The organism is Phreatobacter aquaticus, assembly GCF_005160265.1.
GTDB classification, from domain to species: domain Bacteria; phylum Pseudomonadota; class Alphaproteobacteria; order Rhizobiales; family Phreatobacteraceae; genus Phreatobacter; species Phreatobacter aquaticus.
In genome coordinates, this window is record NZ_CP039865.1 from 1,321,065 (window position 1) to 1,340,389 (window position 19,325).

Below are 19,325 nucleotides of genomic sequence, written 5' to 3' on the forward strand. Positions count from 1 at the left end.
GCCGCCCTCACACGGCGCCGTCGAGGCCGATGCGCAGCCGGCGATTGTGCCGGCCCTTGTTGTCGATCTTCAGGATGCGGATCGGCGGCGAGGCCCCTGTCGAGGCGAGATGCGTGCCGCCGCAAGCCTGCCGGTCGAGGCCGACAATCTCGACGATCCGCACCTTGCCATCCGACGTGGGTGGCGGAGCCACGGAGCGCGAGCGGATCAGGCCCGGCTCCGCGAAGGCCGCTGCCTCCGGAACATGATCCTGGCGGACCACCAGATCCTGCCGGATCAGTGCGTTGACGGTTGTCTCGATCGCGCGCAGGCGCTCGTTGTCGGCATCGGGCAGGTCAAAATCGATGCGCGCGGTGCCGTCCTCGTTCATCTGCACCCCGGTGACGAGCGCCTTGTCGAAATCCTGGAAGACCACCGCGTTGACGATGTGCAGATCGGTATGGAGCGCGCGCATCAAGCGGCGGAACGGAGCATCGACCCGCGCCTCGACGGCGCCCGGCGGCAGCTCGAGCGGCTCGGCCAGGACGTGCCAGAGGTGACCGCCCTCGCTCTCGAAGCCGGAGATCGCGACTTCACCGCCATGCCATGCCAGCGTGCCGCGATCGGGCAATTGCCCGCCGCCGCCCGGATAGAACGGACTTTCCGCGAGCGCGACCCGTCCCGGCCGCGCCTGCACGATGTCGGTCTCCCGTATCAGGACGTCGGGATGGTCGAGGCAGAAGTAGCGGGACATGCGATCTCACCTTGCTGCGGCCCCGGCGGGGCCTTGGCGTGCAGGCGAGACTGGCGTGGTTCGGCATGCGGCTATTGGCGGAAATTGAGCAGGCGGGTCAGCCGGTCGCGGCGCGCACCCATTGCAGCGGCGTGATCCCGTAGGCGCGCTTGAAATGCCGCGTCAGCGCGCTCTGGTCGTAGAAGCCGGCATCGAGTGCAGCAGCAGCGATGGTGGCGCCCCGGTCGAGCGCTGCGATCGCCGCCTTGAGGCGCAATTGCGTGAGATAAGCGTGTGGGGTCAGCCCTGTGGTGCGCTTGAACAGGGCGATCAGTTGGAACGGCGTCAGCCCGACTTCCGCCCCCATCTGTTCCAGCGTGAGTTCCTCCGCATGACGCTCGCGCATGATCTCGCGGATGCGGGCCGCCTTGACCCGGTCGCGCGCCGGTTGCGCCAGTCCGGGTTCGCCGGCGGCATGGCGCCGGATGAGCGTGCCGAAACTGCGCAGGAGAAGCTCGCGCTCCTCAAGAGGATCGTCTCCCTCATCGAGGATGCGATGCAGGCCAAGGAAGGCGTCAATCAGATCGGGGTCGTGGAAGCTGTTGCGTGTGAAATAGGCCGTCGTTTCGAGGCCGAGCGCGGTCTTCAGCGTCTCGATCGCGGGTGGCGTCAGATAGAGCCCGCGATAGACCCAGCGTCGGCTCCAGCCCATCCGTCCCGAATGCGGTTCGTCGGGATTGAACACCAGAAGGGTCGAGGTCTTGGCCTCGTCGCTCCGCCCTCGGCTCTTGAACTCTGCGCCGCCAGCCTCGGTGACGGCGACGACGAAGCCTTCGTGGCTATGGGGTGCGTAGTCATGGCTGGTGAAGTCGGCGACAAGGCAGCTCAGGCCCGGAACCCGAGGGTCGCGCCAGTAGCGGGACGAGTTGCGGAGATCAACGCGGGCCAAGGTGCTATCCGGAGGTCAGGACAGCCGCGATCGTGCGATGATCGAAGCAGGATCGCAATCGCGCGGCAGGCTGCCGAAGACGCGACTGGGCGCTCCCTCGAGGCGCGATGCGAGACAGGCCTGCGCTGCGGCGAGGGTCACGCAGCGCAGGGACCGGAGCAGCTTCCGTCATCGGCGCGAACATGACATCCCCATGGGCAAAACCTCGTCTCGCTCGAAGCTTAGCGGATCGGTCGCCGGTGCCTATAGGCGATAATTGCGCGCCGAGCAGCCTGCCGGCGACCAACCGCACCAATGCGGGCCACGACTGCCACGGCAAGGTCTGGCCGCCGCAATGGTCGAAGGGTCGGGCGGCCATCATCGGCGATGCCGCCCTTGGCATGCCTCGAGCCTTGGCCGTGGCGCGAGTGTCAGCATGCTCTACGCGGTTAAGCTGGCCGCAGCCGTCGAGAAAACCCAGGCATAAGGCGCCGATTCCGCTGATCGAGACGCGGGTTCTTGTGAGCCGCGGACAGCGAGGCCTGACGACCGAAGCGGCCGGGGCTGCCGACACATGCCTGCTCTTCGACCGGGTTCCAGTGGGCTCTTGCCCCTCAAAGCCGGTCTGCGGAGACCAAAACCTGTGCCGGTATCACCCGACAAATCCCGCCGAGATCCAAAAGTTGCTAAGTCATTGAAAAGACTGGCGCACCCATCAGGATTCGAACCTGAGACCTTTGCCTTCGGAGGGCAACGCTCTATCCAGCTGAGCTATGGGTGCATCGTGCGCTGCACAGGCGCTGTTTAACCGATCATCGCCGTCTCGGCAATCGGGGCTTGCAAGTTGCCGGAGAGATTGGGAGGTATCGGGCGACACGCTGCGGGAGACGGCGGGAGGGGGTCTGCATGATTGGTGCATTGTCAGGCGGAGCGGGCTCGGCGCCGCGTCAGGAACCCGCGTCGGAACAGCTCGGCCTTGCCGGCAAGCGCCCCGTCCGGCTTTGGCTTCCAGCTGGCATCGGCCGGGGCGCCGTCCTTGCCGCGAACGCGCTCCTCGCCCTTGTCCTGACCGCCAGTCCTGCGGCGGCGGCCGATGGGCTCGATGGTACCGCCATGGGGCTCATCTGGTGCCTGCCCTTCGTCGGCCTGCTTTTGTCGATTGCCACCGGCCCGGTGCTCTATCCCCATGTCTGGGAGCATCATTACGGCAAGTTCGCGCTTCTCTGGGCCGCGCTGACGGTGATCCCGCTCTATCTCGCCTTTCCCGGCGCGTCGGCAACGGCGGCGCTCGCCCACGCCATCCTGCTCGAATATCTGCCCTTCATCATCCTGATCTTCGCGCTCTACACCATTGCCGGCGGCATCGTGGTCACCGGCAACATCCATGGCGCGCCCATGACCAACACGGCGATCCTCGCCATCGGCGCGGCGCTGGCGAGCCTGGTCGGCACCACCGGCGCCTCCATGGTGATGATCCGGCCGATCATCCGCGCCAACGACGACCGCGTCCACAATGTCCATGTCGTGGTGTTCTTCATCTTCATCGTCTCGAATTGCGGCGGCGCGCTCACCCCGCTCGGCGACCCCCCGCTGTTCGTCGGCTTCCTTAAGGGCGTCGACTTCTTCTGGACCACCAAGGCGCTCTTCACCGAGACCATGCTGGTGATCGCGCTGCTGCTCGCGATCTTCTACGCGGTGGATAGCTATCTCTATGCCAAGGAGGGCCGCACCAAGCCGGATCCGACGCCGGATTCCCGGGTCGGCGTCCAGGGCCTCTCCATGGTCTGGCTGATCGCGGTCATGGTCGCCGCCATCCTGCTGCGCGGCTACTGGAAGCCGGGCATCGGGTTTCGCGTCCTGGGTGTCGAGGTCTCGCTGCAGGACCTGGTGTCCAATGTGGTCATGCTGGGCTCAGGCCTCCTGTCGTTGAAGCTCGGGCGGCCCGAGAACCGCGAGGCCAATGGCTTCAGCTGGGGGCCGGTGCAGGAAGTGGCGAAGCTCTTCGCCGGCATCTTCATCTGCATCGTGCCGGTCCTGGCGATCCTCTCCGCCGGACGCAACGGCGCAGCGGCGCCGCTGGCGGCGCTGGTCTCGCGGCCCGATGGCACGCCCAACGAGGCCATGTATTTCTGGCTCTCGGGCCTGCTCTCCTCGTTCCTCGACAATGCGCCGACCTATCTCGCCTTCTTCGAGCTCGCCGGTGGCGATCCGGCAAAACTCATGGGGCCGCTGGGGCTGACGCTCGCCGCCATCTCCACCGGCTCGGTCTACATGGGCGCCAATTCCTATATCGGCAACGCGCCCAATTTCATGGTGTATGCCATCGCCCGCGACCGGGGCGTCGCCATGCCGTCCTTCTTCGGCTACATGCTCTGGTCCGGCGCGATCCTCGTGCCGATCTTCATCCTTGTGACGCTGCTGTTCTTCATCCGGGGGGCGCCGCTGGCCGGCTGGTAGCCGGCTGGGCTTGCTGCGCAGTCGCCTGATCGCCATCCTTAGGTCCCGATTTCTGGCTGTCCCTCCACCATGATCCGTCTGCTGTTTCGCCTCATCGGCCTCGTCTTCGCGCTTGCCGGCTTCGTGGCGCTGGTCATCGACGGCACGCGCTCCATTGCGGGCAGCCGGCTGATCTACACGGTGGTCGGCGAAACCTGGCGCACGCTCCACCCGGACAGCCTGCTGGCGTTCCAGGCGCTGCTTGAGCGCCGCCAGCTCGGCTGGCTGTGGGATCCCGGCGTGCTGACCCTTCTGGTCCTGCCGACGGCGCTTGTCGGCCTGGTGCTCGGGGCCCTGTTTCTCATGATCGGTCGCAGGCGGGAGCCGCAGATCGGTGTCATCGGCCGGCGGTGAGGCCCGCTGCCCGCCTTGTCACGCAGGCGTGTTTCCCAATCGCCGGGCCGTCCGGTAACACTGGTCGGGGATCGTCCGAATACAGGGCCTTGAAGGAGGAATTGTCATGTTCATGTTCCGCAAGAAGCTCGCTCTCCCGACCGCTGCCGAGGCTCTTCCGGGCCGCACGCAGGCCATGCCCGTGCCCGATCGGCATTTCGTCAACGGCCATGCGCTGAAGGGGCCTTATCCCGACGGCTTCGAGACACTGGTCGTCGGCATCGGCTGTTTCTGGGGCGCCGAGCGCAAGTTCTGGCAGCTGCCGGGTGTCTGGGTCACCGCGGTCGGCTATGCCGGCGGCCTCACGCCCAATCCGACCTATGACGAGGTCTGTTCCGGCATGACCGGCCACAACGAGGTGGTTCTGGTGGTCTATGACCCGGCCAAGGTCTCGACCGAGACGGTGCTGAAGACGTTCTGGGAAAGCCACGATCCGACCCAGGGCATGCGCCAGGGCAATGATGTCGGCACCCAGTACCGGTCCGGCCTCTATGTCGCCAATGCCGCCCAACGCGCCGCCGCCGAGGCCTCGAAGGAGGCCTATGGCAAGGCGCTGGCAGCCCGCGGCTACGGGCCGATCACCACCGAGATCGTCGACGCCCCGGCCTTCTATTTCGCCGAGGACTACCACCAGCAATATCTCGCCAAGAACCCCAATGGCTATTGCGGTCTGGGCGGCACCGGCGTCGCCTGCCAGATCGGGGTCGGAGTGACCGCTTGAAGCCCGTCGCACGACCGGGCGACCTTGCCGCTGCCGCCGCCGCCCATGCCCGCGAGGCCGGGCGGCTGATGGCGGCGCCCAAGGACCCGGTCACGGCCGTTCATCAGGCCCGTCGTCACATCAAGCGCGCCCGCAGCCTCTTGCGGGCGCTGAAGCCGCTGGCAGAGAGCAAGGCCGGCCTGGAAAACGGCCGTCTTCGCGCCGTCGCCCATGCACTCGCGCCGCTCCGCGATGCCCATGCCATGCAGATTGCCGCCGAAACCATCGGCGCCGCGCGCCCGGCCCTCCCCGAGGCCGCCGTCGCGGTCGATCTGCCAAGCCTCGCCCGTGCGCTCGCCCGCCAGGCGAAGTCGATCGCGGGTCTTGCGGCGGCGGATGCGCCCAAGCACTTTCTCGCCCGTGCCGTCGCCCGCTTCTACGGCCGGGCCCGCAAGGCTTTCCGGGCCTATCTGGCCGAGCCTGAGTCCGAACGGCTGCACGAGGCCCGCAAGCGCATCAAGGATTGCCTCCATCTGGTCGAGGCGCTCGGCGTCCTTCGGCCGAAAGGCTCCGATCCGCGGCCGAAGCGGCTGGCAATGCTCGGCGACCTGCTCGGCGAGTTGCGCGATCTCGATCTTCTCGCCGCGAGGCTGGGGCGGGCCGGCAAGCCCTCATCCGCCAAGCGCGTCCGCATCGATGCCCGCCGCAGCCGGCTGGAGCGGCAGATCAGCCGCGCCGGCGCGCGCGCCTTTGCCCGGCCGCGCCGGGATATCCTCGTTGACTGGCGCCGGTCATGACCGCAGCATCCTGGCGCCCGATGCAACCGGCCGATCTTCCCGCGGTCTTTAAAATTGCCACCCTTGTCCACCCGGATTTCCCGGAAAGTGCGGAGGTTTTCGCGGAAAGACTGGCTTTGGCGCCGGAGGGATGTCTCCTTCTTGTTCCGGATAACGTCGCGCTGGGCTATTGCATAAGCCATCCCTGGCGGGCTTTTCAGCCGCCGCCGCTGGACAGTCTCCTGCAGGGTCTCCCGGTGTCTCCGGCAACCTGGTACGTCCACGACGTCGCCATCCTGCCCGAGCTCCGCGGCTCCGGCATGGGGCAGGCGGTGACACGGATCCTGGCGGAGAAGGCGAGCGCGGCGGGGCTTGCCGATCTCTCCCTGGTGGCGGTCAACGGCTCGGCGCCGTTCTGGCGGCGGCAGGGCTTCGAGACCGTCTCAAGGCCCGATCTCGACGCCAAGCTCGCGACCTATGGCGAGGGCGCCCGCTACATGGTCCGGCCGCTTCCAGCGTCATCCGACCTTCCACCAGCGTGACATCGCCGGGCATATCTGCAAGATGCCGCCGTCCCGGCCCCGACCGAGGCCGCGCTATCAGCGTGTCGACCATCGCTGCGACCTCCAGGTCCCCGAGTGCCAAGTCCCGAGTGCCAAGCCCCATGAGTGCAAGGTCATGAGTTCCTTCACGCTCGCCGATCTCGAGACGATCGTCGCCGCCCGCGCCTCCGCGCCGCCGGACCAGAGCTACACCGCCTCGCTGGTCGCCAAGGGGCCGGCCCATTGCGCCCGCAAGTTCGGCGAGGAGGCAATCGAGACGGTCATTGCCGGCGTCGAGGGCGATCCGAAGGCGCTGGTCGCCGAGAGCGCCGACGTGCTGTTCCACCTCATGGTGCTCTGGAAGAGCCGCGGTATCGCGCTTGGCGATGTGCTGGCCGAGCTCGACCGCCGCACGAGCCAGTCCGGCCATGCCGAGAAGGCCGCGAGGCCCCGGACGTGAACGAACCAGCGCAGGTTGCACCCACCGAGTACGAGGAGGCTCTCTCGCCCTACCGCGTCTTCACCCGTGAGCAATGGGCCGCCAAGCGCGCCGACACACCGATGACGCTGACGACCGACGAGGTCACGAAGCTCAAGTCGTTCACCGACCAGTTGTCGATCGAGGAGGTCGAGGCGATCTACCTGCCGATCTCGCGCCTCCTGTCCTTCTATGTCGCGGCCCAGCAGAACCTGTCGCGCGCCAGCCAGGCCTTCCTCGGGGCAACGGACGTCAAGATCCCCTTCGTCATCGGTGTCGCCGGATCGGTGGCGGTCGGCAAGTCGACCACCTCGCGCGTGCTGCAGGCGCTCCTGTCGCGCTGGTCCAACACGCCGAAGGTCTCGCTGGTCACGACTGACGGCTTCCTCTTCCCCAATGCCTATCTCGAGCGCGAGGGGCTGATGAAGAAGAAGGGCTTCCCGGAGAGCTACGACGCCAAGGCGCTGCTGCGCTTCCTGGCCGATGTGAAGGCTGGCAAGCGGCACGTGAAGGCGCCGCTCTACTCCCATCTCGTCTACGATGTCATGCCCGGCGAGACCGCCGAGGTCGACCGGCCCGACATCCTCATCGTCGAGGGCCTCAACGTGCTGCAGACGGGGCGGCCGCCGCGCGATGGCAAGGCCATCCCCTATGTCTCCGACTACTTCGACTTCTCGATCTTCATCGATGCCGAGGAGGACGTGCTGGAGCGCTGGTATCTCGAGCGCTTCATGCGGCTGCGCGACACCGCCTTCCGCGATCCGCAGAGCTACTTCCGCCGCTATGCCGAGAAATCCGACTTCGAGGCGATGAAGACCGCGCTGGCGCTCTGGTACGGCATCAACCTGGTCAATCTGCGCGACAACATCCTGCCGACCCGCCAGCGCGCCACGCTCATCCTCAAGAAGGGCGACAATCACCGCATCGCCGAGGTCAGCCTCCGGCGCGTGTGAGCCGGTCCCTCTTCCGGACGGGATGACAGTGCGGGCCGCCTCGGATAGCTGTTTGGCCACCCGATCGCCCTCAAGGACGCGCCATGACCCAAGAGACCGCTGCCTACGAGACCATCCTTGTCGAAACCCGCGGCAAGGTCGGCCTCATCACGCTGAACCGGCCGAAGGCGCTGAACGCGCTGAACTCCCAGCTGGTCGCCGAGATCAACCTGGCCCTCGACGGCTTCGAGCGCGACCGCGGCATCGGCTGCATGGTGATCACCGGGTCGGAGCGGGCCTTCGCGGCCGGCGCCGACATCATGGAGATGAAGGACAAGGCCTATCCGGAAACCTATCTGGAAGACTTCATCACCGCCTGGGACCGGGTCGCCCAGCGGCGCAAGCCGATCATCGCGGCGGTGGCGGGCTTCGCGCTCGGCGGCGGCTGCGAACTCGCCATGATGTGTGACTTCATCCTGGCGGCCGACACCGCGAAGTTCGGCCAGCCGGAGATCAAGCTCGGCGTCATGCCTGGCGCCGGCGGCACCCAGCGGCTCACCCGCTTCGTCGGCAAGTCGAAGGCCATGGAAATGTGCCTGACCGGGCGGATGATGGACGCCGCCGAGGCCGAGCGCGTCGGCCTCGTATCGCGCGTGATCCCGGCGGCCGATCTGGTCGACGAGGCCCTGAAGGTCGCGGCCCAGATCGCCGACATGTCGATGCCATCGGTCATGATGACCAAGGAATCGGTCAATCGCGCCTATGAGACCACGCTTGCCGAGGGCGTCCGGTTCGAGCGCCGCGTGTTCCACGCCATGTTCTCCATGGCGGACCAGAAGGAAGGCATGGCGGCCTTCGCCGACAAGCGGCCGGCCAAGTTCTCGAACAGCTGAGTTCACCAACAGCTGACGGCACCTGGAGCCTTCGCCATCAAAGGGCCTTATCGCGCCGCAGCATTCTGTGGCACGATGAGCGCGCTCTGCTGGTGGAGGCCCCATGACCTATGTCGCCGACCTTCTCGCAACCGTCTCCAGGCGCAGCCGGGAACTGATCGGTTGGCCCGAGGCCGACACCCGCCCGCGCAAGGCCGCCGATCTCAGCCTGCTGGCCGATGCCCTGCTGTCCAGACGGGGCGAGGCCTCCGGCGTCGCCCTCGCCCGCGATATCCTGACCGGCTATGAGGCGCTCGACGCCGACGGGCGGACCGAGGTCCTGCTCGCCATTGCCGACCGGCTTGGTCCCGACCGCAAGCGGCTGGCCGATGCCATCGAAGCCTATTCCGCCGATCCGACCGAGGCCAGAGCCGCCGCCCTCCATGTGGCGGCCGAGCCGCGCCGGCAGGAGCTTGTCCGCAGGCTCAATCTCGCGCCGCGTGGAACCTTGTCGCTGGTCCGGCTGCGCGAGGACGTGCTGGCCAGGCTCGACGATCATCCCGGCCTCAAGGTGCTCGACACCGATCTCGTGCACCTGTTCTCGTCCTGGTTCAACAGAGGCTTCCTGGTTGTGAGGCGCATCGACTGGTCGACCCCGGCCAATATCCTGGAAAAGATCATCCGCTACGAGGCGGTCCACGAGATCCGCGACTGGGACGAGCTCAGGCGCCGGCTGGAGCCCGAGGATCGGCGCTGCTACGCCTTCTTCCATCCCCAGCTCGAGGACGAGCCGCTGATCTTCGTCGAGGTGGCGCTGACCGCCGAGATCCCGGCGGCCATCGGCCCGCTGATCGCTGAGGGTGGCACGCCCATGCCGGCCGACGACGCCCGCGTCGCCGTGTTCTATTCGATCTCCAATTGCCAGAACGGCCTGGCCGGGATCTCCTTTGGCTCGTTTCTCATCAAGCAGGTGGTGGAGGAACTGAAGCGCGAGCTGCCCAAGCTCACCACCTTCGTCACGCTGTCGCCGGTGCCGCGCTTCGCTGCCTGGCTCGCCAAGGAACGGGCCACCGAGACCGGCGCGCTGACATCCGAGGAGCGCGGCGCGCTGGCGGCGCTCGACAAGCCCGACTGGCGGGAAAGCCCTGCGCGCGTCGAGAAGCTGGACCGGCTGCTGGCGCGTCTGGCCGCACGGTACTTTCTGACCGCCAAGGGCACCGGAAACCGGCCGCTCGATCCGGTCGCCCGCTTTCATCTCGGCAATGGCGCAAGGCTGGAGCGGATCAACGCCGGCGCCGATCTTTCAGCGTCCGGGCTCGCCCAGTCGCATGGCGTGATGGTCAACTACCTCTACGATCTCGGGCGGATCGAGGAGAACCACGAGGCCTATGCCGAGCGGCGGCAGGTGGTGACCAGTTCGGCGGTCAAGAAGCTCGCCGACGCCAAGGCCTGAACCGGTCGTTCTCCAGGGTAATAAGGTTACACGTCTCACCAAGCCGTGTTTTGGCGGCTGGGCATGGCCTTTCTAGGGTCCTTCCGATGCGTCACATGCATCCAAGACAAGGGAGGACCACCATGACGTCACATCGCTCCGCCATCCGGACCCTGACTGTTCTCGGCGCGGCCGCAGCTGCGGCCCTGCTCTCGGCCGCTCCGGCCACAGCTCAGCAGGCGAATATGAGCTTCTTCATCACCTCGGCGGGACCGGGCAATGGCGCCAATCTCGGCGGGCTCGAGGGCGCCGATCGCCACTGCCAGACGCTTGCCGCCGCTGCCGGCGCGGGTGCCCGCACCTGGCGCGCCTATCTGTCGACGCAAGGCGCCAACGCCGTCAATGCGCGCGACCGGATCGGCCGTGGCCCGTGGCAGAACGCGCGCGGCGTGGTCATCGCCAAGGATGTCGCCGAACTGCACGGCCAGAACAACATCACCAAGCAGACCGCTCTCACCGAGACCGGTGCTGTGGTCAACGGCCGTGGCGATACGCCGAACATGCATGACATCCTGACCGGCAGCTAGGCCGACGGCACCGCCTTCACCGGCACCGACGACCGCACCTGCGGCAACTGGACCAAGAGCGGCGACGGCAATGCCATGGTCGGCCATCACGACCGCGCGGGCCTCGACACCTCGCCGCCGGCCCTGTCGTGGAACACCTCGCATCCGACGCGCGCCTGCAACATCGACGCGCTCAAGGCGACCGGTGGCAACGGCCTGTTCTACTGCTTCGCCGCAAATTGAGCCGTATGGCCGTCATCGCCAATTCGGCGTGATCGGCGCAACCAAACGAACCTCTGCGGAGTATCGGCTTCACCCGGAGCCGAACCCGCAGAGGCCAACATGCACATCCCCCGCCGCCACGCACTGAGCCTCCTGTCGGCAGGTGCAGCGCTCCTGCCCTTTGCGCCGGCCCGCGCCCTGGCCCAGCTCTTCGGAGGTCAGGCGCTCGCCAGTGACGTGTCCTTCGGTCCGGCTGCGCGCCACAAGCTGGACATCTACGCGCCTCCACGAGACGGTACCCGACGCCCGGTCGTCCTGTTCATCTATGGTGGCTCCTGGTCGAGCGGCTCGAAGGAGACCTATGGCTTTGTCGGGCAGGCGCTCGCGGCGCGCGGTTTCGTAACCGTCATCGCCGACTACCGGCTGGTGCCGGAGGTCCGCTTTCCCGGTTTCGTCGAGGATGGCGCGCTTGCGCTCCGCTTCATCCGCCAGTCAATCGCGACTTATGGCGGCGATCCCCAGCGCATCTCGGTGCTGGGCCATTCGGCCGGCGCCTACAACGCCGTGATGCTGGCGCTCGATCCCCGCTTCCTGGCAGGAGCAGGCGTTCCGCCCGGAACGATTCGCCGTGTCGCCGCGCTGTCCGGCCCCTACGACTTCCTGCCGCTTGACCATCCCTCGACCATCGCCGCTTTCGGCCAGACGCGCGATCTCTCCCGCACCCAGCCGGTCAATCTCGTCCGGCGAGGCGCGCCGCCCATGCTGCTTGGTACTGGCACCGCCGACACGACGGTCCTGCCGCGCAATTCGGAGGCCTTGGCGCGGCGGCTTCAGGCGGCCGGCTCACGCGTCGAGCTGCGCCGCTATGAGGGCGTCGGCCATCCCGGTACGATCCTGGCGTTCAACGGGTTCCTCAGCGGAACAGCGCCGACGCTTGCCGATGTGACACGCTTCTTGGGCGCCGGCTGAGGCCTCAATCGCCGATCGCGGCGCCGATCCGCGCCGTGCCGGTCTGGCCGTTGTCGCGCACCCAGTTCAATGAGCGCGGCCCCGTCCGTGTCAGGCGGAAGCAGGATTGCGCACCGTCATACCATTTGGTGAAACGCTGGCAGAGCTGGTCGCCGGAAATCCACCAGCGTCCGGTATCCTTGGGCGCCAGATAGCGGCCGAGCCCAAGCGCCTCGCCATTGCCGTCGACGCGGCCTCCGGGCCGGTAATTGAGCGGGAATTCGCCGCCAAGCGGCACGGCGAGATAGACAGCCCGTCCCGCGATGTCAGCACGGATGTCATCGCCGGACATCGGCGAGGCGGCGGCAAGGGTCGGGAACAGGGCAATCGTCAGGACGGCAAGGCGATATCGCATAGGGTCCTCCAGGCGCTTGGGTTAAGCGGGCGCGATTGTGGCTCCGATGACCGGACTACGCGCGAAGAGGGCTTCTGGATGCATCGGCGTTGGAGGAAATGACGACCTGAACGCGAAAGGGCGACCCGAAGGCCGCCCTTTGCTGATCAATGAGCCTGAGGAACCTCAGGCGAAGCGGCTCTGCCTCACTCGGCAGCGTCGCCCTCGCCGGCTTCCTTCTGCTTCTTCTCGAGGTCTTCGCCGGTCACCTGGTCGACGATCTTCATCGACAGGCGGGTCTTGCCGCGATCGTCGAAGCCGAGCAGCTTGACCTTCACCTTGTCGCCTTCCTTGACCACGTCGGACACCTTGGCGACGCGGTTGGCAGCGAGCTGCGAGATGTGGACGAGGCCGTCGCGCGAACCGAAGAAGTTCACGAAGGCGCCGAAATCGACCACCTTGACGACGGTGCCGTCGTAGATGAGGCCGAGCTCGGGCTCCTGGGTGATCGACTTGATCCAGTTGACCGCCGCGCGGATCGATTCGCCATTGGCGGATGCGACCTTCACGGTGCCGTCGTCCTCGATGTTGACCTTGGCGCCGGTCTTCTCGACGATCTCGCGGATCACCTTGCCGCCGGTGCCGATCACTTCACGGATCTTGTCGGTCGGGATCTTGAAGCTCTCGATGCGCGGGGCATGCTCGCCGAGCTCCGAACGCGCCGAGGTCAGCGCATTGGCCATCTCGCCGAGAATGTGCTCGCGGCCACCCTTCGCCTGGCTGAGGGCGACCTTCATGATCTCCTCGGTGATGCCGGCGATCTTGATGTCCATCTGCAGCGAGGTGATGCCCTCGGCCGAGCCGGCCACCTTGAAGTCCATGTCGCCGAGGTGATCCTCGTCGCCAAGGATGTCGGACAGAACCGCGAAGCGCTCGCCCTCGAGGATGAGGCCCATGGCGATGCCCGCGACCGGCCGCTTGATCGGCACGCCGGCATCCATCAGCGCCAGCGAGGCGCCGCAGACCGTGGCCATCGAGGAGGAACCGTTGGACTCGGTGATCTCCGAGACGACGCGGATCGTGTAGGGGAACTCGTGCTTCTCCGGCAGCATCGGATGCACCGCGCGCCAGGCGAGCTTGCCGTGACCGACTTCGCGGCGGCCCGGACGGCCCATGCGCCCAGCTTCACCCACCGAATAGGGAGGGAAGTTGTAGTGCAGGAGGAAGTTCTCCTTGTAGGTGCCGTTCAGCGCGTCGATGAACTGCTCGTCCTCGGCGGTGCCGAGCGTGGTGACCACGAAAGCCTGGGTCTCGCCGCGGGTGAACAGCGCCGAGCCGTGGGTGCGCGGCAGGATGCCGACTTCCGAGACGATCGGGCGAACCGTCGTCAGGTCGCGGCCGTCGATGCGCGAGCCGGTATCCAGGATGTTCAGGCGAACGACCTTGGCCTCGAGCTCCTTGAACACGCCGGCAACCACCAGCTTGTCGTGCTTGCCTTCGCCTTCGCCGGCGAAAGCGGCGATCGCCTTCTTCTTGACCTCGCCGACCGCGCTGTAGCGGGCGGTCTTCTCGCGGATCGTGTAGGCAGCGCGCAGCTCCTTCTCGACCAGCTTCAGCATCTCGGCCTCAAGGGCGGAGTGGTCCGGCGGCGTGAAGTCGCGGGGTTCCTTGGCGGCCTTCTCGGCGAGCGCGACGATCGCGTTGATCACCGGCTGGAAGTACTTGTGGCCGAACATGACGGCGCCGAGCATCACCTCTTCGGAGAGCTCCTGGGCTTCCGATTCCACCATCAGAACGGCGTCGGCGGTGCCGGCGACGACGAGGTCGAGCTTCGATTCCTTCATGTCGTCGATATAGGGGTTCAGGACGTATTCGCCGTCGATATAGCCGACGCGCGCGCCGCCGATCGGGCCCATGAAGGGCACGCCCGAAAGCGTCAGGGCAGCGGAGGCCGCGACCATGGCGAGGATGTCCGGATCGTTCTCCATGTCATGGGAGAGCGTCGTGACGATGACCTGGGTCTCGTTCTTGTAGCCGTCGACGAAGAGCGGACGGATCGGACGGTCGATCAGGCGGGAGACCAGCGTCTCGCGCTCGGTCGGCTGTCCCTCACGCTTGAAGTAGCCACCGGGGATGCGTCCCGCGGCGAAGTACTTCTCCTGGTAGTTGACGGTCAGCGGGAAGAAGTCGATGCCGGCCTTCGGCTCGTAGTTGGAGACGACGGTGGCGAGCACCGAGGTGTCGCCATAGGTGGCGAGCACGGCGCCGTGCGCCTGGCGGGCGATCTTGCCGGTTTCGAGAACGAGCTTGCGACCACCCCAGGTGATCTCCTCGCGATGAATGTCGAACATGGAATTCCTTTCTCGGACGTACGGACGAGAGACGGCCATGCGCAAGACGGCGAGAAGCTCGATCCGGGCGTCAGACGCCCCGAGCTCCTTGCGATCCTGCCATGGCGGTCAGTCTGTCCAGTGGCTTGGCTTTCAAGCAGGGGCGGCGACCCTTCGCAGCCCCGAATATGGGAGCGCCCGGGAGCGGACGATCCCCTGTCTGGGACACCGGCAGCTCCACGACAGGTGGCAGCTTCGGGTCCGGATGCGAAACGGCCCCGCGCTCGATTGAGCGGCGAGGCCGGTTCCAGATATCAGCGGCGGATGCCGAGGCGCTCGATGAGCGACTTGTAGCGGGCCTCGTCCTTGCGCTTCAGATAGTCGAGAAGCGAACGGCGCTGGGAGACCAGCTTCAGCAGACCACGACGCGAATGGTTGTCCTTCACGTGGGTCTTGAAATGCTCGGTGAGGTTGGTGATGCGGGTCGTCAGGATGGCAACCTGGACTTCGGGCGAACCGGTGTCGCCTTCCTTCGTGGCATATTCCTTGACGACTTCAAGCTTGCGGGCGTCGGTGATCGACATCGGGTGATCCTTAAGGTGTGATGTTGGTCTTGCGGCCAAGCCGGGATGTCGTCCAGCGTGGTCGGGCGGTTCCGGAGAATGTCGGTGACGGTGTCTCGCGGACCGGCAGTGCCATGGGGCACCACCGAAGGCGCGGCTTATACACGAAAACGGGCGCAAGGGAAGCGTGCCGGATCACGGGGGCCGGCTTGGGCTCACCGGGCAGGGGGAGACAGACGCCATGGCCGACCCGGTTGACCCGCCCTTTGCCGATGCCAGCGTGGCTGCGATCTATGCGGCCTATCCCCCGGAGCTTCGCGCGAGGCTGCTTGACCTGCGACGCCTGATCTTCGAGACCGCGGACGCCACGCCCGGGGTCGGTGCGCTCGTGGAAACCCTGAAATGGGGACAGCCCAGCTACCTGACGCCGTCCGGCAGCGGCAGCACGATCCGCATCGACCAGGTCAAGCGGGATGATGCGCGCTATGCCCTGTTCGTCCATTGCCAGACCGATCTGGTGGCGACGTACCGCGCGCTCTATTCCGATGAGCTCCGCTTCGAGGGCACCCGGAGCATCGTCTTCGAGCGCGATGCGCCCTTGCCCCGCGCGGCGCTTGGCCATTGCATCGCACTGGCGCTGACCTACCACAGCCGCAAGCGCAGGGCTTGAAGCGGTAAACAGCGATTCCAACAGCGCATGGGCCGGATCATAATGGCATGATGGATCGAGCGACCGCTTCCCTTGTCCCGGTGCCGGATGGGCGCCAGTCCGTCCGTGCGCTGGCGATTGCGCGCGGTACGACGCGGCTGCTCGCGGCGCTCGATTTCGCGATCGTGCCCGAATTGCCGCTGCCATCCGGCCGCCGTGCCGACCTGACAGCGCTTTCGGCCAACGGCACGATCTGGATCGTCGAGATCAAGTCGTCGATCGAGGATTTCCGCGCCGACCGCAAATGGGCCGACTACCGAGCCCATGCCGATCGCGTGCTGTTCGCGGTGGCCCCCGATTTCCCGGTCGAGGTCCTGCCCGAAGATGCCGGTCTGATCCTGGCCGACGGCCATGGTGCCGAGATCATCCGCGAGGGCGTTGCGGCGGCGCTGCCGGCGCCCACCCGCAAGGTCATGATGCTGCGCTTTGCCCGCGCCGCCGCCAGCCGCCTGACCATCCTGCACGACCCGCAGGCGCGCCTGCCGCAAGAATTCTGATACCACCAGCCAAAGGTTCGCTCATGCACCCGAACGCGCTCTCCCTCCGGCCCGGCCATCTGCCACCAGGCGCCATCGGCCATGGCCGCGCTGTCGTGAAGCCGAATTATGCCTTCATGCCGCCGGAAGGCATCCTGTCGAGCAGGCTGCCGGACTACGAGCAGACCGTCGTCCATTTCCAGGCGGCACCGGCTCTGGGCGCCGAGTTCGCACAGGCTCTGCTGGCGATCGCGCCGGGTGGCGGCACGCGCGGGATGATCCTGGCACAACCGCAGCACTTCTTCTTCGTGATCGAAGGCACCGTGGTGATCCACGTCGAGGATGGGGAGCCGCAGGAGCTGACCGCCGGCGGCTTCGCCTACCTGCCGCCGGGAACACGCTTCAGCCTGCGCAATGAATCCCCAGGCCCCGCCCGGGTAGAGCGCCTGACCAAGCCTTATGAATCGATCGGCCTGCCGCCGCCGGACCCGATCGTTTCCCATCGCGACAAGGTGCCGGCCACCAACCTGACAGGCGCGGAAGGCCGCAACTGGAAACTGCTGCTCGGCGCCGGCGACTTCCGCTTCGACATGGAGATCAACATCCTGTCGTTCCAGCCGGGCGCCTATTTCCCCGATGTCGAGACCCACATCATGGAGCACGGCCTGGTCATGCTCGAGGGGCAGGGCCTGTACTATCTCGCTGGCGACTGGCACGAGATCTGGGCTGGCGACTTCATCTGGATGGGCGCCTATTGCCCGCAGCAATTCTATCCCACGGGCTTTGGCGAGGCCGCCTACCTGCTCTACAAGAACGTCAATCGCGACATCAGCTTCTAGAGCTCAGCGCGGCGCCCGCTTGGCAAGGATGCGCTGCAGGGTGCGGCGGTGCATGCCGAGCCGTCGCGCCGTTTCCGAGACATTGCGGCCGCAGAGTTCATAGATGCGTTGGATGTGCTCCCAGCGCACCCGGTCAGCCGACATCGGGTTCTCCGGCAGCTCGGTTGTCGTGCGCACCAGCGCCATCAGCGCCGCGAAGACCTCATCGGCATCGGCTGGCTTGGCGAGATAGTCGACGGCACCGAGCTTCACCGCCGTGACGGCGGTCGCGATATTGCCATAGCCGGTGAGGATCACCCCGCGCGCGTCGGGCCGGGCCGCCTTCAGTGCCGAAATGACGTCAAGGCCGTTGCCATCGCCAAGCCGCATGTCGACCACGGCAAAGGCGGGAGGGTTGGCGGCGACGGCAGACAGGCCATCGGCGACGCTGTCGGCCGAGGTGACGGCAAAGCCGCGCGCTTCCATGGCGCGGCTCAGGCGCTGCAGGAACGGCCGGTCGTCATCGACGATCAGCAGCGAGCGGTCGGCAGGGAGCATCGCCGCTGCGGTTTCCTGGTCAGGCATCAACGATCCCCCGATGGCGCGCATTGCCGCGCTTGTCAGACGTTACTTAAGCTGTCCCGCCAGTTGCTCAAGCCTCGGTGGCCGGATGAGGCGCGGCAAAGGGCCGCGTTTCACTGATCCCGTCAAAGGCCGATTTCGGCCAGATGATCTCGACGATGGCGCCGGTTTCCGGGGCCTGACGGTTGCGCCAGGCAATGCGGGCGCCCGAGCGTTCGAGGAAGCGCTTGGCGATGAACACCCCGAGGCCGAGGCCCGTGGGCTCCTCGCCCGGCTGGTCGCTCATGCCAGGGCGGCGGCGGCCGCGCACCCGCTGGTGTGTGAGGTAGGGTTCGCCCATCCGGTCGATGACATCAGCCGCAAGACCAGGGCCATCGTCGATCACGGTCACCGTCACTTCGGTCTCGGTCCAGCGTGCGGTCACGTTGACCTCCGATCGCGCGAAATCGACCGCGTTCTCGACGATGTTGCCCAGGCCATAGAGAACGCCCGGATTGCGCTGAAGAACCGGTTCGCCCTCGCGGATCTCGGGCAGGCTGACATTGATCTGGATGTCGAAGAACCGATGCGGCTGCACCACTTCCTCGATCAGCTGGGCGAGTGGCATCGTGTCAAAGGGGGCGTCACCGCTCGACAGGCTCTTCAGCTTCGCCAGGATGTCGCGGCAGCGCTTCACCTGTTCGCCCAGAAGCTTGATGTCCTCGCCGATCGGCCCGTCCTTGGGCAATTCCCCGGCGAGCTCCTTGGCGACCAGCGCGATGGTCGCGAGTGGTGTGCCAAGTTCATGGGCTGCCGCGGCCGCAAGCCCGTCAAGCTGGGAGAGATGCTGTTCGCGGGCGAGCACAAGCTCCGCTGCGGCGAGGGCATCATTGAACTGGCGCGATTCCTCGGCCACCTGCCACGCGTAGATGCCGATGAAGCAGATGCACAGCATGAGGGCGACCCAGACGCCGGCCAGATAGAGCGACGGCAGCCGCAATTCGTCGCGCCATTCCCACGGCAGCGGCATATGGAACAGCGCGACGATGGTGGCGCCGATGATGGCGAGCCCTGCGATGATCACCGTCATGCGGGTGGGCAGCGCGGTCGCCGAGATCAGGACGGGCGCCAGCAGCAGGAAGGCGAAGGGGTTTTCGAGCCCGCCGGTCAGCGAAAGCAGGAATGTCAGCTGCAGAATGTCCCAGGCGAGCGATGCGCCGGCCTCCGGCGCGGTCAGACGGTGGTTTGCGGGATAGCGCCAGCGCAGCGAGATATTCAGCCAGGCCGAGGCGCCAACCGCGATCATGCACCATTCGATGGGCAGCGCCGAATCCATGAAGATGAACACGGACAGGATCGCCGCGCTCTGGCCGACAATCGCGAACCAGCGCAGCCGCAGCAGCGTTTCCAACCGGACGCTGCGGCGCCAGGTCGGCTCGAACGGAAAGGGCGGGGCTGGCTGCAGCTTCATGGGTTG

At 66.6% G+C, this 19,325-nt stretch carries 20 protein-coding genes, 1 tRNA gene and 1 pseudogene; 14 read left to right on the plus strand and 8 right to left on the minus strand.

Annotation, left to right across the window (positions count from 1 at the left end):
- Positions 1-7: 7 nt before the first annotated feature.
- The 3 genes from E8L99_RS06140 to E8L99_RS06150 all read right to left on the minus strand — a co-directional run bounded on the left by E8L99_RS06140 (position 8) and on the right by E8L99_RS06150 (position 2,421).
- Positions 8-733 carry an alanyl-tRNA editing protein gene (locus E8L99_RS06140; protein ID WP_137098713.1) on the minus strand — a complete coding sequence of 242 codons (726 nt, stop codon included), beginning with the start codon at positions 731-733 and terminating at the stop codon, positions 8-10.
- Positions 734-830: 97 nt separating this feature from the next.
- Positions 831-1,661, minus strand: coding sequence for an AraC family transcriptional regulator (locus E8L99_RS06145; protein WP_137098714.1), 831 nt, complete (start codon positions 1,659-1,661; stop codon positions 831-833).
- A 683-nt stretch (positions 1,662-2,344) separates the two neighbouring features.
- Positions 2,345-2,421 (minus strand) — tRNA-Arg (locus tag E8L99_RS06150).
- A gap of 125 nt (positions 2,422-2,546) precedes the next feature.
- Here E8L99_RS06150 and E8L99_RS06155 point away from each other — a divergent pair.
- The 11 genes and pseudogenes from E8L99_RS06155 (at position 2,547) to E8L99_RS06205 (ending at position 12,018) form a co-directional block, all read left to right on the plus strand.
- Entirely contained in the window at positions 2,547-4,097 is a 1,551-nt protein-coding gene (locus E8L99_RS06155) for a sodium:proton antiporter (protein ID WP_137098715.1), read from the plus strand.
- Between the two features lie 69 nt (positions 4,098-4,166).
- Positions 4,167-4,490 carry a hypothetical protein gene (locus E8L99_RS06160; RefSeq protein WP_137098716.1) on the plus strand — a complete coding sequence of 108 codons (324 nt, stop codon included), beginning with the start codon at positions 4,167-4,169 and terminating at the stop codon, positions 4,488-4,490.
- A 106-nt stretch (positions 4,491-4,596) separates the two neighbouring features.
- Positions 4,597-5,250 carry a peptide-methionine (S)-S-oxide reductase MsrA gene (gene msrA / locus E8L99_RS06165; RefSeq protein WP_137098717.1) on the plus strand — a complete coding sequence of 218 codons (654 nt, stop codon included), beginning with the start codon at positions 4,597-4,599 and terminating at the stop codon, positions 5,248-5,250.
- Entirely contained in the window at positions 5,247-6,026 is a 780-nt protein-coding gene (locus tag E8L99_RS06170) for a CHAD domain-containing protein (RefSeq protein WP_137098718.1), read from the plus strand. The genes msrA and E8L99_RS06170 overlap by 4 nt, the downstream gene beginning before the upstream one ends.
- Positions 6,027-6,046: 20 nt before the next feature.
- Positions 6,047-6,547: a GNAT family N-acetyltransferase gene (locus E8L99_RS06175; protein WP_137101985.1), complete on the plus strand. Its 501-nt coding sequence runs from the start codon at positions 6,047-6,049 to the stop codon at positions 6,545-6,547.
- A 136-nt stretch (positions 6,548-6,683) separates the two neighbouring features.
- Positions 6,684-7,007 carry a phosphoribosyl-ATP diphosphatase gene (locus E8L99_RS06180; RefSeq protein WP_137098719.1) on the plus strand — a complete coding sequence of 108 codons (324 nt, stop codon included), beginning with the start codon at positions 6,684-6,686 and terminating at the stop codon, positions 7,005-7,007.
- On the plus strand, positions 7,004-7,978 hold the full coding sequence (gene coaA, locus E8L99_RS06185; protein ID WP_137098720.1) for a type I pantothenate kinase: 975 nt from the start codon (positions 7,004-7,006) through the stop codon (positions 7,976-7,978). Before E8L99_RS06180 ends, coaA begins: the two co-directional genes overlap by 4 nt.
- 83 nt (positions 7,979-8,061) lie before the next feature.
- Positions 8,062-8,850 carry an enoyl-CoA hydratase gene (locus E8L99_RS06190; protein ID WP_137098721.1) on the plus strand — a complete coding sequence of 263 codons (789 nt, stop codon included), beginning with the start codon at positions 8,062-8,064 and terminating at the stop codon, positions 8,848-8,850.
- 103 nt (positions 8,851-8,953) lie between these two features.
- Positions 8,954-10,282, plus strand: a complete 1,329-nt coding sequence (locus tag E8L99_RS06195) for a malonyl-CoA decarboxylase (protein WP_137098722.1) — start codon at positions 8,954-8,956, stop codon at positions 10,280-10,282.
- A gap of 122 nt (positions 10,283-10,404) precedes the next feature.
- A pseudogene (locus E8L99_RS06200) lies at positions 10,405-11,070 on the plus strand (lectin).
- 99 nt (positions 11,071-11,169) lie between these two features.
- On the plus strand, positions 11,170-12,018 hold the full coding sequence (locus E8L99_RS06205) for an alpha/beta hydrolase (RefSeq protein ID WP_137098723.1): 849 nt from the start codon (positions 11,170-11,172) through the stop codon (positions 12,016-12,018).
- 4 nt (positions 12,019-12,022) lie between these two features.
- On the opposite strand, the gene E8L99_RS06210 is transcribed toward E8L99_RS06205, so the two are convergent.
- The 3 genes from E8L99_RS06210 to rpsO form a co-directional block, all read right to left on the minus strand.
- The gene (locus E8L99_RS06210) at positions 12,023-12,412 is read right to left on the minus strand and encodes a hypothetical protein (protein WP_137098724.1); all 390 of its coding nucleotides are present in this window, start codon (positions 12,410-12,412) and stop codon (positions 12,023-12,025) included.
- A 185-nt stretch (positions 12,413-12,597) separates the two neighbouring features.
- Positions 12,598-14,742, minus strand: coding sequence for a polyribonucleotide nucleotidyltransferase (gene pnp, locus E8L99_RS06215; RefSeq protein ID WP_137098725.1), 2,145 nt, complete (start codon positions 14,740-14,742; stop codon positions 12,598-12,600).
- A 293-nt stretch (positions 14,743-15,035) separates the two neighbouring features.
- Positions 15,036-15,305: a 30S ribosomal protein S15 gene (gene rpsO / locus E8L99_RS06220; RefSeq protein ID WP_137098726.1), complete on the minus strand. Its 270-nt coding sequence runs from the start codon at positions 15,303-15,305 to the stop codon at positions 15,036-15,038.
- Positions 15,306-15,525: 220 nt separating this feature from the next.
- Here rpsO and E8L99_RS06225 point away from each other — a divergent pair, with 220 nt between their 5' ends.
- From E8L99_RS06225 to allE, 3 genes are read left to right on the plus strand one after another with little or no spacing between them, the layout of a single operon-like run.
- Complete coding sequence (locus E8L99_RS06225) at positions 15,526-15,954, plus strand: DUF1801 domain-containing protein (RefSeq protein ID WP_137098727.1); 429 nt, start codon at positions 15,526-15,528, stop codon at positions 15,952-15,954.
- Between the two features lie 50 nt (positions 15,955-16,004).
- A complete protein-coding gene (locus tag E8L99_RS06230; protein ID WP_137101986.1) occupies positions 16,005-16,490 on the plus strand; it encodes an MmcB family DNA repair protein in 486 nt (161 codons plus the stop codon).
- Between the two features lie 23 nt (positions 16,491-16,513).
- Positions 16,514-17,308: a (S)-ureidoglycine aminohydrolase gene (gene allE, locus E8L99_RS06235; RefSeq protein ID WP_137098728.1), complete on the plus strand. Its 795-nt coding sequence runs from the start codon at positions 16,514-16,516 to the stop codon at positions 17,306-17,308.
- A 3-nt stretch (positions 17,309-17,311) separates the two neighbouring features.
- On the opposite strand, the gene E8L99_RS06240 is transcribed toward allE, so the two are convergent.
- Together E8L99_RS06240 and E8L99_RS06245 are read right to left on the minus strand one after the other, a co-directional pair.
- A complete protein-coding gene (locus tag E8L99_RS06240; RefSeq protein ID WP_168201585.1) occupies positions 17,312-17,872 on the minus strand; it encodes an ActR/PrrA/RegA family redox response regulator transcription factor in 561 nt (186 codons plus the stop codon).
- 67 nt (positions 17,873-17,939) lie between these two features.
- A complete protein-coding gene (locus tag E8L99_RS06245) occupies positions 17,940-19,319 on the minus strand; it encodes an ActS/PrrB/RegB family redox-sensitive histidine kinase (RefSeq protein WP_137098730.1) in 1,380 nt (459 codons plus the stop codon).
- Positions 19,320-19,325 lie beyond the last annotated feature (6 nt).